The 12,971-nt window shown below is 55.2% G+C and carries 15 protein-coding genes; 13 read left to right on the top strand and 2 right to left on the bottom strand.

Translation table 11 applies throughout. The features are described from left to right. Positions 1–21: 21 nt before the first annotated feature. The 6 genes from Pelsub_RS03610 to Pelsub_RS03585 all read left to right on the top strand — a co-directional run bounded on the left by Pelsub_RS03610 (position 22) and on the right by Pelsub_RS03585 (position 5,142). Positions 22–993, top strand: coding sequence for a glycosyltransferase family 2 protein (locus Pelsub_RS03610; protein ID WP_116225890.1), 972 nt, complete (start codon positions 22–24; stop codon positions 991–993). Between the two features lie 15 nt (positions 994–1,008). Beyond that, positions 1,009–2,136: a glycosyltransferase family 4 protein gene (locus Pelsub_RS03605; protein ID WP_116225891.1), complete on the top strand. Its 1,128-nt coding sequence runs from the start codon at positions 1,009–1,011 to the stop codon at positions 2,134–2,136. Between the two features lies 1 nt (position 2,137). Further along, positions 2,138–3,247, top strand: a complete 1,110-nt coding sequence (locus Pelsub_RS03600; protein ID WP_116225892.1) for a glycosyltransferase family protein — start codon at positions 2,138–2,140, stop codon at positions 3,245–3,247. 75 nt (positions 3,248–3,322) lie between these two features. Next, positions 3,323–3,883: a hypothetical protein gene (locus Pelsub_RS03595; protein WP_116225893.1), complete on the top strand. Its 561-nt coding sequence runs from the start codon at positions 3,323–3,325 to the stop codon at positions 3,881–3,883. 38 nt (positions 3,884–3,921) lie between these two features. Further along, positions 3,922–4,320, top strand: a complete 399-nt coding sequence (locus tag Pelsub_RS03590) for a hypothetical protein (protein ID WP_116225894.1) — start codon at positions 3,922–3,924, stop codon at positions 4,318–4,320. 39 nt (positions 4,321–4,359) lie between these two features. Next, positions 4,360–5,142 carry an ADP-ribosylglycohydrolase family protein gene (locus Pelsub_RS03585; protein WP_116225895.1) on the top strand — a complete coding sequence of 261 codons (783 nt, stop codon included), beginning with the start codon at positions 4,360–4,362 and terminating at the stop codon, positions 5,140–5,142. Between the two features lie 115 nt (positions 5,143–5,257). Here Pelsub_RS03585 and Pelsub_RS03580 read toward each other — a convergent pair whose 3' ends face one another. After that, positions 5,258–6,718 (bottom strand): phosphoglucomutase/phosphomannomutase family protein, encoded by a 1,461-nt coding sequence (locus Pelsub_RS03580; RefSeq protein WP_116225896.1) that lies wholly within the window; start codon positions 6,716–6,718, stop codon positions 5,258–5,260. Positions 6,719–6,877: 159 nt separating this feature from the next. On the opposite strand from Pelsub_RS03580, the gene Pelsub_RS03575 reads away from it, so the two are divergent. Continuing rightward, positions 6,878–7,915, top strand: coding sequence for a type 1 periplasmic-binding domain-containing protein (locus tag Pelsub_RS03575; protein ID WP_116225897.1), 1,038 nt, complete (start codon positions 6,878–6,880; stop codon positions 7,913–7,915). On the opposite strand, the gene Pelsub_RS03570 is transcribed toward Pelsub_RS03575, so the two are convergent. Further along, a complete protein-coding gene (locus Pelsub_RS03570) occupies positions 7,912–8,562 on the bottom strand; it encodes a sugar transferase (protein WP_116226011.1) in 651 nt (216 codons plus the stop codon). The two genes, Pelsub_RS03575 and Pelsub_RS03570, sit on opposite strands and share 4 nt — an antisense overlap. A gap of 90 nt (positions 8,563–8,652) precedes the next feature. Here Pelsub_RS03570 and Pelsub_RS03565 point away from each other — a divergent pair, with 90 nt between their 5' ends. The 6 genes from Pelsub_RS03565 (at position 8,653) to Pelsub_RS03540 (ending at position 12,906) form a co-directional block, all read left to right on the top strand. Beyond that, on the top strand, positions 8,653–8,901 hold the full coding sequence (locus Pelsub_RS03565) for an Rdx family protein (RefSeq protein WP_116225898.1): 249 nt from the start codon (positions 8,653–8,655) through the stop codon (positions 8,899–8,901). Between the two features lie 2 nt (positions 8,902–8,903). Then, positions 8,904–9,890: a tryptophan--tRNA ligase gene (trpS, locus tag Pelsub_RS03560; protein WP_116225899.1), complete on the top strand. Its 987-nt coding sequence runs from the start codon at positions 8,904–8,906 to the stop codon at positions 9,888–9,890. 16 nt (positions 9,891–9,906) lie between these two features. Further along, a complete protein-coding gene (gene dtd / locus Pelsub_RS03555; protein ID WP_116225900.1) occupies positions 9,907–10,344 on the top strand; it encodes a D-aminoacyl-tRNA deacylase in 438 nt (145 codons plus the stop codon). A 117-nt stretch (positions 10,345–10,461) separates the two neighbouring features. Continuing rightward, complete coding sequence (locus tag Pelsub_RS03550; RefSeq protein WP_116225901.1) at positions 10,462–11,475, top strand: prohibitin family protein; 1,014 nt, start codon at positions 10,462–10,464, stop codon at positions 11,473–11,475. 156 nt (positions 11,476–11,631) lie between these two features. Further along, positions 11,632–12,288: a hypothetical protein gene (locus tag Pelsub_RS03545; protein WP_116225902.1), complete on the top strand. Its 657-nt coding sequence runs from the start codon at positions 11,632–11,634 to the stop codon at positions 12,286–12,288. Between the two features lie 87 nt (positions 12,289–12,375). After that, positions 12,376–12,906: an NUDIX hydrolase gene (locus tag Pelsub_RS03540; RefSeq protein WP_116225903.1), complete on the top strand. Its 531-nt coding sequence runs from the start codon at positions 12,376–12,378 to the stop codon at positions 12,904–12,906. The last annotated feature ends 65 nt before the right edge of the window (positions 12,907–12,971 follow it).

Genomic DNA, 12,971 nt, shown 5'->3' with positions numbered 1-12,971 from the left:
AGATCATCCAGGAGTTGAACGATGACCTTATCAATTATTGTGCCGGTCTATAACGAAGAAAAGAATATCGACCTGCTGTACGATGCCATTGTACAATCCCTCAAGGATGTCAAAAGGCCCTGGGAGCTGATCCTGGTGGACGACGGCAGCCGCGATAACAGTCTGGAAAAACTGCGCGAGCTGGTAAAAAAGAACCCCGACCAGATCAAAGTGGTCGTACTGCGCCGCAACTTCGGCCAAACGGCCGCCATCGCCGCCGGTATCGACCAATCCAAAGGCGACATCATCATTTTACTGGATGCCGATTTGCAGAATGACCCGGCCGATATCCCCCTGATGCTTTCCAAGATCGATGAAGGTTATGATGTGGTCAGCGGTTGGCGCTATGACCGCAAGGACGCTTTCCTGACGCGCACGCTGCCTTCCCATTTGGCCAACGGCATGATCTCCAGCGTGACCGGCGTGCGCCTGCACGATTACGGCTGCACGCTCAAAGCCTACCGCCGCGAAGTGATCACTGGCTTTCGCCTGTACGGTGAAATGCACCGCTTCATCCCGGTGTATGCCAATTCCATCGGCGCCAAGATCACCGAGGTCAAGGTGCACCACCACGCGCGCAAGTACGGCAAAGCCAATTACGGCCTGGAACGCACTTTCAAAGTTATCCTCGATTTATTCACAGTCAAATTCCTGACCAGTTACGCCAGCAAACCCATTTACGTATTCGGCGGTGTGGGGTTGGGGTTGATCTCGGTCAGCTTCGTTTCCCTGCTCTATCTGGCTATTCGCCGTTTGGTCATGGTCAGCAAACCCTCGCCCTTTGCCTCGCCGTTGTTCATCATCGCGGTTATGCTGGCCATCATGGGCTTCCAGTCCATTTTGATGGGTTTGATTGCCGAATTGCTGGCACGCACCTACCATGAATCCCAGAACAAGAAGGTTTACACCATCCGCGAGATTCTGGGCGGCCAGCCCAAGAAATCTGCCAAATAGGCAGCGCTTAAGCTTATGAAAATATTGGTCATCTCCCACGAATATCCACCCATCGGCGGGGGCGGCGGACAGGTTGTGGCGGATGTCTGCACGCATCTGGCCGCCCGCGGCCATCAGGTTTACGTGCTCACCGCGCATTACGGCGACCTGCCGCGTATGGAAGTCGAGGGAAATCTGACCATTGACCGTATGCCCTCCTGCCGCACGCAGGCCTACCGGGCCGGGTTCATGACCATGGCCTGCTTCATCCTGAAAGCCATCGGCCACGGAAGCAAAATTATGCGCTGCTTTCAACCCGACGTGATCCAGGCGCATTTCGCCGTGCCGGCCGGCGCGGCCGCTTACGTATTGTCCTGCTTGTTCCGCGTCCCGTATGTCATCACCGCCCACGGCGGCGACGTGCCCGGCGGCGCACCCCAAAAGACGGATAAATGGTTCCGCCTGGTGCTGCCCTTCACGCGCCCCTTCTGGAAAAAAGCCGCGCGTGTCATCTCGGTCAGTCAGCAAACGCGCCGCTTTGCCCTGCAGCACTACCCGGTCGATATCCAGGTCATCCCCAACGGCATCGACACACAGACCTGCCGGCCCGGAACATTCGACCCGGTCAAATCTCCGCGTATCCTCTACATCGGGCGTTTTTCTCCCGAAAAGAACGCGATTGCCGTACCCGCCGTGCTGGAGCGCATCCGCGACTTGGATTGGCAGTGCGCCATGCTGGGCGACGGCCCGCAGATGGAAGAGGTCAGGCAATCCCTGGCGCATTCCGGCCTGAGCGAGCGCGTCGAACTGCCCGGATGGGTCAGCCCGCAGGAAGTCAACCAGTGGCTGGCTAAAAGCGACATTTTGCTAATGCCCTCGCTGCTGGATTCAATGCCCATCGCCGGCCTGCAGGGCCTGGCCATGGGGTTGGCATTGGTGCTCAGCAACATCGGCTCCTGCCCGGACTACATCGACGGGGACCGAAACGGCTTTTTGGTGACGCCCGGTGACGTGGAAGGTTACGCCGATGCCCTGCGGCGGCTGTTGAGCGACAAAAGCCTGCTCAGGAACGCCCGCGCCGCCAGCCGCGCGCACGCGCAGCGCTTCGACCTGACTAAGGCCATCGATGATTACGAGAAAATCCTGGCGGAGGCGGCCGCTTAAGATGCGCATCGCTTCCGTTTCCCTACACTGGCCGCGCAGCCTGACCAGCGGTGTCGGCAAGAAGATGCAGCGCCAATTGTCCGCCTGGCGCGAGTTGGGCCATGAGGCCGAGTTCTTCTCGCACCTGCACCTGCCCGAGGACACCTCCACCCTGGTGGAAGGGCAGCGCTTCCCTTATTCCATCCATTCCGGTCATTCCGGCGCGACCGGGCTGCTGCCTACTGAACTGTCGCGTATGGCCGCCCTGAAAAAGCTGATCAGCGCGGTGCGTACCTACCAGCCGGACGTCATCTACCTGCGCTGGGCCATGTACGTTTACCCGCTGCAGCGCCTGCTGCGCCTGGCGCCAAGCGTGGTAGAGATCAATACCAACGACCTGGAAGAACACAAACTGCTGGGCGGCGTTATGAGCAGCTACAACCGGCTGACGCGCGGTATCACCCTAAGCGGCGCCTGCGGCATCGTCTACGCCACGCACGAACTGGCCGAGTTGGAGGAGTTCCAGCGCTTTCATAAACCCGGCCTGGTGGTCAGCAACAGCATCGAGCTGGATGCCGTGCCCCCCCTGCCCGCCCCGCATAACGATCGCCCGCACCTGGCCTTCATCGGCACGCCCGGCTTTGCCTGGCATGGCGTGGAAAAGCTGTTTTTTTTAGCTAAAACCTACCCCGACATCGTCATTGACGTGATCGGCTATGACCATATCGAAGGCATTGCGGAACTGCCGGTCAACCTGGTGCTGCACGGCTACCGGATCGGCGCGGAATGCGACCGCATTCTGGCGCAGGCCGACGCGGCCATCGGCACGCTGGCATTGCACCGCGCCGGTCTGAACGAAGCCTCGCCCCTCAAGGTGCGCGATTACGCCAGCCGCGGCATCCCCTGCATCCTGCCCTTCCGCGACACCGACCTGGACAGTTTGGACAGCGACCTGATCCTGCACATCCCCAACACCGAGGACAACGTGCATGCGCAGGCCGCCGAAATTCACGACTTCCTGTTGCGTGTACAGGGCAAGCGCATTCCGCGCGAACTGGTGTGCGACAGGATTGACAGCCGCGTTAAGGAACAGCAGCGCCTGGATTTCATGGCGCGATTTATCAAAAAATAACAGCGGATTAATAAAAACAACACTTACGCAGAGCGCCATAAAGATTTATGCTATACTGTGAAAAATCACTGACGTATGACCATTCAATCTGAAGATACCCAGGAAATTATTTGTACCAACTGCGGGAGGCCCAACCTGCCCGAGGCAGTGAAGTGCTGGTATTGCCAAACCGAGTTGCGCAGCGGCGATCAGCCTGCCGACCAGCAGGAGGATGATTATCCGGATCCGGAAGCAGCGGCCGGGCAAGCGCCCTCCGCATCGGAACCCGTGCAAAATGAAGAAGAAAACATACCCGAATGGCTGCAGCGCATCCGGGAAAAGGAACAGAAGGAACGTGCTTCCCAGGAAGCCCGCGACCAATGGCAGCAGCAGATGCTCTTCAATGGCGCCGCTCCGCATGCGCAGCCTGAAGAGGAACACGGGAATGAACCCAAAGAAACACACCGCCCTCCCAAAGAGCCGCCTGCTGTAGTAAAAGAAGAACCCGTGGAGCAGCCGCCGCTGGAATCGGTTCAACCGCAGCCGCCGCAGCCTAAATCGGTGAAAACAATTGATGAAGAAGATGAAATTCCTTTGGACGATACATCCGATGATCTGCCTGAAGGTTTTATCAAGTTTGACTCAAACGGTAATTGAAAATAAAATATTGATGGGATTCATAAATCGAGGGAAAGATGCCAAATAGAAAAACTGACGAGACCTTACAGGAAATTTTAGAAGAAGACAATACCAACGTTCGCAAGACCAGGCGCAAGAGCCCTATCGCGCGCATCCTGCTCATTATCACCATCCTGGTTGTGTTTTTCTTCGGCTTCCTTTACGTCACCCAATATCTGGCCGATATGGAAGCGGAAGCCCGCGTCAGAGCCATCCTCACGGTTAGCGCGAATCCCGCCTACACCAATGAAAATAATAGCGTTGACATCGCTACTGCCACTGTCGAAGTCGTCCCCACCGAAACCGTGGAGATTGTTACAGCCACTGTTGACCCGGACCTGGAACGGACGGCCACCATCGCCGCCCAATTGACCAGCGTCGCAGAATTTCAGGCAACGGAAACACCGGCTGAATAAATAATACTAATTATTTTTTACAATTGAGAGCGGGGTTAAATGCTCGGTGCAATAGCTGGGGATATTATTGGATCTCCATATGAGTACTTGGGGTTTAAGGAAAAGGGCTTCCCCCTTTTCTCGGAACGTTCCTGTTTTACGGATGATACCGTCCTGACCGTCGCCGTGGCGGATGCCATGCTGCACAATCTCGATTTCGCGCAAACGCTCAAGGCATATGGCCGTCGTTACCCGGATGCCGGTTACGGCGGCTCCTTCTACAACTGGATGCTGACCGACACGCTGGAGCCATATAAATCCTGGGGCAACGGTTGTGCCATGCGTACCAGTCCCATCGGTTTCCTGTTGGACGATGAATCCACTATTCTAAAGACGGCCCGAAAATGCTCTGCCGTCACTCATAATCACAGCGAGGGTATCAAAGGCTCTCAGGCAGTCTCGATGGGTATTTTCCTGGCCCGCCAGGGCAACAGCAAGGAAATCATCCGACAGGAAATATTCAGATGGTTCGGCTATAATTTGCAGCCGCACATGGGGGAGATCCAACCCACTTATCGGTTCACCATTACCTGCCAGGGTACTGTGCCGCCCGCTTTCATCGCTTTTCTGGATTCAATCGATTATGAAAGCGCCGTGCGCAACGCGGTTTCACTGGGCGGCGACGCCGACACGCTGGCCTGCATTGCCGGGGCATTGGCGGAGGCATATTACAAAGAAATTCCAGCTGAAATTATCGATGAAACCCGCAAGCGCCTGCCGCAGGATTTTCTGGATATCATCGATGAATTCTACGATGTGATGAATAAAAAGAACACCGACTGAACAAAGTTCAAATCGATCCCACGCCCCGAACTTTTTTCGTGTATTTTGTGTATTTCGTGGTTAATCAAAAACTCCCGCCGGATCAGCGGGAGTTCTCATTTTTCAGATAATGATTTTAGACGACCGAGGTGGCGACTTTTTCGCCGTAAGCCAGCAGGGCTTGCAGCATATCGTCTGTACGCCCTTCCGCGTAAACGCGCAGCACCGGTTCGGTGCCCGAGGGGCGAATCAGCAGCCAGGAGTTGTCATCCAGGATGTATTTGACGCCATCTTTGGTGGACACTTCATTCACCTTCTGCCCACCGATTTCTTTCGGAGCATCGTTGATGAGGATATCCACCATTTTCTCTTTGGCTACCGGCCGCTTCAGGCGCTGGTCGCGGCGGGCATAAACCGCCGGGCCGACGTCCGCCAGCAGGTTGGCTACCAGTTCGGAAAGGGTCACGCCCGATTCGGCCACGATTTCCGTCAGCAGCAGGCCCATGATGATGCCGTCGCCTTCGGGAATGTGCCCCAGGAAGGAAATGCCGCCCGATTCCTCGCCGCCAATCAAGACCGGCTCCTTGAGCATATATTCGGCAATATGGTTGAAGCCCACTGGAGTCTCGTGTACGGTCAAGCCATAGCGCGCGGCCAGCAAATCGACCATGCGGGTGGTGGAAACGGTGCGCACCACCGAGCCTTTCAAGCCGCGTTTTTCGGCCAGGTATTGCAGGGAAAGCGCGATAATCTTGTGCGGGTCAACGAATACGCCGCGTTCGTCCATGGCGCCGATGCGGTCCGCGTCGCCGTCCGTGGCCAGGCCCAGGCTGCCTTTGCCCATGCAGATGGCGCCGGAAAGCGCGCTCAAGTACTGGCCAATCGGTTCAGGATGCACGCCGCCAAAACCGGGATTCATCTCGTTGCGGATCTCGTGGATCTCGCAGCCGGTGCCTTCCAGCAGCCCGCGGATCACGCCGCGTCCCGCGCCGTACATGGAATCCACCACGATGTATTGAGGATTCTCGGCGATCACATCAAAGTTGATCAGTTTGCGCAAGTGCGCGTGATATTCGGGAATGGGGTTGAAGCGCGTGATCAGGCCTTCCTGGCGCGCGATGTCGTAATCGATCAGGTTGGGGCCGCGGCCCTGGGACTCGTTGTCGTTCAGGTAAACTTCCACCTTGCGGCACAGTTCCGGCAGCGCCGAACCGCCGTAAGCGGCTTTCAGCTTGACGCCGTTGTAGCGCGGCGCGTTGTGCGAAGCGGTGATCATGATACCGCCGATGGCGTGCAGGTTCTTGATGGTGTAAGACACCACCGGGGTGGGCGCGTCGGCCTGGCACAACAGTACTTTAAAACCGTTGGCGGCCAGCACACGCGCGGCTTCGCGCGCGTAGCGGTCCGAAAGGAAGCGCGTGTCAAAACCAACCACCATTAATTTGGGGTCCGGCGGCGGATCGATTTCCAGTCCGTTAAGCCAGCCTTCCGAATTGACCGCGTCGGCAATGGCTTGAGTGACCATTCTAAGGTTGTGAAATGTAAAAGTGTCTGAAATGACGGCTCGCCAACCGTCGGTGCCAAAGTTAATGGGCATATTTTTCTCCTTACCAAAAGTAATTTTAAGCAAAATAAACCCCTAGGGGTCAACCTTGGGGTCTGTTAAAAATCCCTTTATTTCAAAAAAGCCCTCGCGAAATGCGAACACATGCCCGCTATTATAACCCAATGGCCATCTTAGTGTAAAATTACGCTTATGTTATTAAAAACCAATCCAAGAAAATTAATCCCCACCCTTTTCTTAATTTCCCTTTTCGCACTGTCAGCCGCAAGCTGCGGTTCGAAAGCCGAACAGGCAGTCCAGGAGACGGAAGCCGTGCCGATTGTTGAACAGCCCACGGCCACTCCCCTGCCGCCCGACCGCGCGGTGCTGATTATCAGCCCCGACGACAACGCCGAAACCGCCACCCAGGCCCAAAACCTGCTGGCCGAGCTGGCCACGTCCTCCGGGTTGGAATTTGAAACCCGTCAGGATATCAGCGCGGAAACGCTCACAGCCGATATCAAGGTGCTGGTCTTTTTGCATCACCCGGATAACCTGGGCACCCTGGCAGCCGGCGCGAGCGGCACGCAATTCGTGGCCATCAGCGACCTGGATTGGACGCCGCCGGCCAACGTTACCCTCATCCATGAAGATACCACCGGCACCGCTTTCCTGGCCGGTTACATTGCAGCCATCACCGCGCCTAATTTCCGTGTTGGCGCGCTGCTGGCGTCCGAAGATGCCCAGATGAACACCGCCTTCAAGAACGGCGTCAGTTACTACTGCGGTATCTGCTCCGCCGTAATCACCCCGCTCAATGCCTACCCGGTAATTGCCGAACAAACCGCGGCCAGCACGCCAGAAATCTGGCAGGCCGTTTTCGATCAGATCAACCAGAGCAAAGTCAACGTGGTTTACATCGCACGCGAAGCTGTCAGCCCGCAGCTGCTATCTTATCTATCCAGCCAGGATGTGGCCATCATCAGCAACCAGCAGGTTACCGAAGAAGGCCGTTCACGCTGGGCAGCTTCCGTTTACATGGATGCCATCACACCCCTGCGTGAAATTTGGGGAGATCTGGTAGCCGGCATCGGCGGCAGGACCATCAGCGCCACCTTCCAGGTTGGCGACATCCAGGAAATCACGCTGACGGACGGCTCAGTATGGTTGAGCCCCGGCAAGCTGATCCTGGTGAACCAGATGGTCGACCTGATGCGTGAAGGCCAGATCAACACTCAATCGGCGAATTAATCCGAATTATTGCTTTTTTCTGAATCAGGAGAATTGCCCATAAACTCCGGCATGGTAGCGTGGCCTGGCTGTGAGATGCCCTGCGGTTTAAACAACCCGGCAACGGTCATCAGGATAATGCGCAGGTCCAACCCAAAGGACCAGTGATCCACGTACCAGACATCCAGCTTGAATTTCTCATCCCAGGTCAGAGCGTTGCGCCCGTTGACCTGCGCCCAACCGGTCACTCCCGGCAGCACATCGTGCCGGCGCGCTTGTTCGGGCGAATAGCGCTCCAAATATTGCACCAGCAGCGGGCGCGGCCCGACCACGCTCATATCCCCCATCAGCACGTTGAAGAACTCCGGCAGCTCGTCCAAGCTGGTGCGCCGCATGAAGTGCCCCAAACCGGTGATGCGCTGTTCGTCGGGCAGCGGCTTGCCGTTGGCGTCAAAAGCAGCGCGCATGGTGCGGAATTTGACCAACTTAAACAAGCGCCCATCCAACCCCGGCCGCACCTGGGTGAAAAACACCGGCCAGCCCTGCGTAACCCATAACAGCAGCGCCAGGATTAATATCACGGGGGATAACAGCACCAGCACAAGCAGCGAGAATAAGATATCGAACAGGCGTTTGCCGGGCGGAATGGGACGGATAGATTTATTCATGCAGGAACATTTTACTAAAAAGGAACCTTTAAAGAAAGCCTGCTGCGGTTGGGTACGATATAATAAACGGAACATACTACAGGTAATAAAATGGAAAACAAGATCAAGATCGAATATTGTGTGCCCTGCCAGTTCGAAAAGCAGGCAAAGCAGCTCTCGGAAGAGCTTCAGGCGCAATACGGCCCCAAGATCGACTCCATCGACCTGGAGCCCACCCGGCTGATAGGCAGTTTTGAGGTTTTTCATAACGGAGAACTGATTTTCTCCAAGAAGAAAAGCGGACACCTGCCCCACCCCGGAGAAGTGGAACAAATTTTATTCACAAGGATAATGAAATAGTCATGGCAAAAAAAGGACGTGTATTTTCCGGCGCCAGGCCCACTGGCCGCCAGCATTTGGGAAATTACCTGGGCGCGATCAAGAATTACGTGGCGCTCCAGGACGAATACGATTGCGTTTACGGCATCGTGGATCTGCATGCGTTAACCACCATGGAGACCACCAAAGACCTTAAGCAGAACACTCTGGAAATGGCTTTGGACTGGCTGGCGGCGGGTATGGACCCGCAGAAATCGATCATCATGATCCAATCGCACGTGCCGGAATTGACCGAACTACACACCATCCTTTCCATGGTAGCTCCCCTGGGCAAGCTGACCGATCTGCCCACATTCAAGGAAAAAATCCGCGACCAGCCCCACAACATCAACTACGGGCTGGTGGGTTACCCTGTGCTGATGTCGGCCGACATCCTGCTTTACAAAGCAAATGCCGTGCCGGTCGGTGTGGACCAGGCCCCGCACATCGAATTCGCCCGTGAAATGGCGCGTTCCTTCAATTACCGCTACGGCAAGAAGGTGCTGATCGAGCCTGAAATGAAGGTCACCCAAATCCCCAAAGTGCTGGGCATCGACGGCGAGCGCAAGATGAGCAAGAGCCTGGATAACCACATCGAAATTGCAGCCACCCCGGAAGAAACCACCAAGCGCGTCATGATGATGGTCACCGATCCCAACCGCAAACTGCGCAGCGACCCGGGCAACCCGGATATCTGCAACGTTTTCACCATGCACAAGATGTTCTCCAGCCCGGAAGAGGTTGAAATGGTTAACACGGAATGCCGCCGGGCGGGCATCGGCTGTGTGGATTGCAAGAAGCTGCTGGCCAAGAACATGAATGCCTACTTCGAACCCTTCCGCGAAAGAAGGGCTGAAATGGCCAAGCACCCCGATGATATCTTCGCGATTCTAGAAGACGGCAGCCAGCGCGCGCACATCATCGCCGCACAGACCATGGCGGAAGTACGCGACGCCATCGGCATGCCCTAAAGGCTGATTTTCATCCATGCGTGCCGTCATTCAGCGCGTTACCCAAGCGCAAGTAACTGTAGACAGCCAGACCATCGCCTCCATCGGTGACGGTCTGGTGATTTTATTGGGGATTGAAAACGAAGATACCCGCGAGAAAGCTGATCAGCTCTGCAAGAAAATCGCAGCGCTGCGCATCTTCAGCGATTCCGAAGAGAAAATGAACCTGTCCGTGCGCGACATCAGCGGCAGCGCGATTGTGGTCTCCCAATTCACCCTGATGGCCGACACGCACAAAGGCAACCGCCCTTCTTTCTTCAAAGCCGCCCCGCCCGATGTAGCCAGCCCGTTGGTGGATTATTTCATTGCATCCCTCGAAAAAGAAGGCGTGCCCACCCAGTCCGGCCAATTCGCCGCGCACATGCTTGTGGAAATCCATAACAGCGGCCCCGTCACCATCCTGCTGGAAGCCTGAGTCTTTCCTTCCTTTAATACAACAAATTTCCCTTTTCTTACGTATATGAGATGAGAGTTTATTTATCTCATCTTTATCATATATAAATAAGGTAGAAATAGAAAACTGGAGGAAAGAATGAGAATTACCGACATTATTTCTGGTTTATCTGTCATCTTTTGGCTCGCGGCATTGGGTTTTATCGCATTTGCCAGCGTGCAAGCTGCCCGCGGCCATAAGATAAATAATTCCCGTTCCATTTTTATCGGGCTGATCCTGGTTGCCCTTCTGGTCACCACGTTAAGTGCCGGCCTGGTCTTTGTGGAACCGCAGGAGCGCGGGGTAGTTATTTCAGCTATCTCCCCCAAAGGCTACCGCGAACAGGCCCTGCAGCCTGGACTGCGTTGGATTATGCCTTTTGTGGAACGGGTGGTGTATTACCCTATCTCGCGCCAAACGTATACGATGTCGATTGCCACCTTTGAAGGCCAAATCCAGGGCGATGATTCCATAACCGCCCGCACAGCCGACGGCCAGGAGATCTTCGTGGACGCTTCCGTCATCTACCAAATCAACCCCGAAAAAGTAGTGGATTTGCATATCCTCTGGCAAAACCGTTACTCCGATGAATTGGTACGCGCTCAATCGCGCGGCATTATCCGCGATGCGGTATCCCAATTCGGCGTGGAGGACGTGGTCACGGACAAGCGTTTTGAGCTGGTGGAGTACGTAAACGACCAACTCAGGAGCAAATTCGAAGAGAACGGCCTCACCCTGGTGGATTTCGTTCTGCGCAACATCACCTTCTCACCCGAATACGCCGCCTCGGTAGAACAAAAACAGGTGGCTGAACAACAGGCCAAACAAGCCGCTTTTGTAGTCGAGCAGAAAAAGCAGGAAGCGCAGCAGGTAATTGAAACGGCCAAGGGTGACGCGGAAGCGGCCGTGATTGCCGCGGAAGGACGCGCCAAAGCCCGTATGGTGGAAGCTCAGGCCGAGGCAGACGCGTTGAAGTTAATAAAAGACGCTATTGCCAATAATCCGGACCTGCTTACCTACCAATACATCACCAAACTGGCGCCCACCATTGACACCATGCTGCTGCCCAGTGAGAGTCCTTTCGTATTTCAGCTTCCTGAAAGTGTACAGTAAAGCAAATAACGGATAAAATTAACCAGGGAACCATGTCCCGGGCTTAATACGGCACCCAGCCAATTCTATTGACTGGCATAGGGCTCCGTGCTAAGATAATAAGTGTAATTTTTATAATAAAAATTCATACGACGATAATTCTGGAGGAGAAAATCTATGAAGAAGAAAATCCTGGTTAGTGTGATTGCTTTGGCAGTTCTCAGCCTGTTGGCGACTGCTTGCACGCGCTCCGCCAGCGGCAGCCCTTCGGACGTTGCCAAAGCGGAATCCACATTACCCAACCCGGTATCAACGCAATCGCAACTCATGAAGGATATCATCGCCGGCACGCAAACCGCCATGGCTATGCCGGTGGACGGCACCGCGGCAGCCGCAGAAGATAACGGCGACGAAAAACCTGCCACGGATGAGACGCCCGCTCCCAAGGCAGAACCCACCGCAAAGCCTTTGCCCACCTCCACCGACGGCCCACCGCCCGTGGTTCCTCTGAATTACAACACCACCAAATGCGCCCCCGGATACTACGTCTGCGTTCAGAGCTACAAGAAAGACCAGTCTGTTGTATTGCAGGCCACTTATCCCTGGCTGTTGGATGATATGGATTTGACCTTCAAGATGGGCCCGGAAGGCGAATATGACTACACCAAGTACATCGTGGTCGGTACCGCCCATTACAGCCCGCAAGGCTCTGCCCAGGGTTTTGAAGTTACACTGAACATCCCGGACAGCCTGCGCGGAAGCAACCTGGTGGTTGTTCTGCTCGAAACCGATATGGCTGATTACTACGGGTCAGATTACTTCACCAACGAGTAAAAGTTCTTTATAAGAAAAAGCAAATCCCCGCTTTGAAAGCGGGGATTTTTGTTATCCATGATAAACTAGCTCCTGCGAGGTGACTCTATGGCCCATCAAATCCTTTCCAAAACCACTGTTTACAACGCTTACGCCTTCAGTGTAGAGAATTTGCACGTCAAGCTGCCGGATGACCGCGAACGGGACTACAACCTGGTTCGGCACAGCGATTCTGTCACGATTATCCCCCTGGACAGCGACGGCAACATCTGGTTTGTCACTCAGTTTCGTATGGGTTGCGAACGCATCCTGCTGGAATTGCCCGCCGGAACAATCGATGATGGGGAAACGCCCCTGGATTGTGCTTTGCGCGAGGTGCGCGAGGAAACCGGCATGGCCGCCGGCCAAATGACCCATTTAGGCTCCATTTACCTGGCGCCGGGCTATTCCTCCGAGCTGAATCATATCTTCCTGGCCACCGAGCTCTACCCCGCCCCGCTGGAAATGGACGAGGACGAGTTCCTCAACGTGGAAAGATATCCGGCCAACGAAGCCCTGCTGTTGGCCCAGCAAGCCCGCCTGCAGGATGGGAAAAGCCTGGCCGCGCTCTATCTGGCAGCCGGGAAATTGTCCAGTTAACCCTCAATCAGACTATTTTTGTCCAGATATCAAAAAGTGGTATTATTAAGTGGTTTTATCACAAA

The organism is Pelolinea submarina, assembly GCF_003966975.1.
Taxonomy (GTDB): domain Bacteria; phylum Chloroflexota; class Anaerolineae; order Anaerolineales; family Anaerolineaceae; genus Pelolinea; species Pelolinea submarina.
Note: the sequence above shows the minus strand (reverse complement) of the source record. Positions and strands in the feature narration are given on the sequence as shown.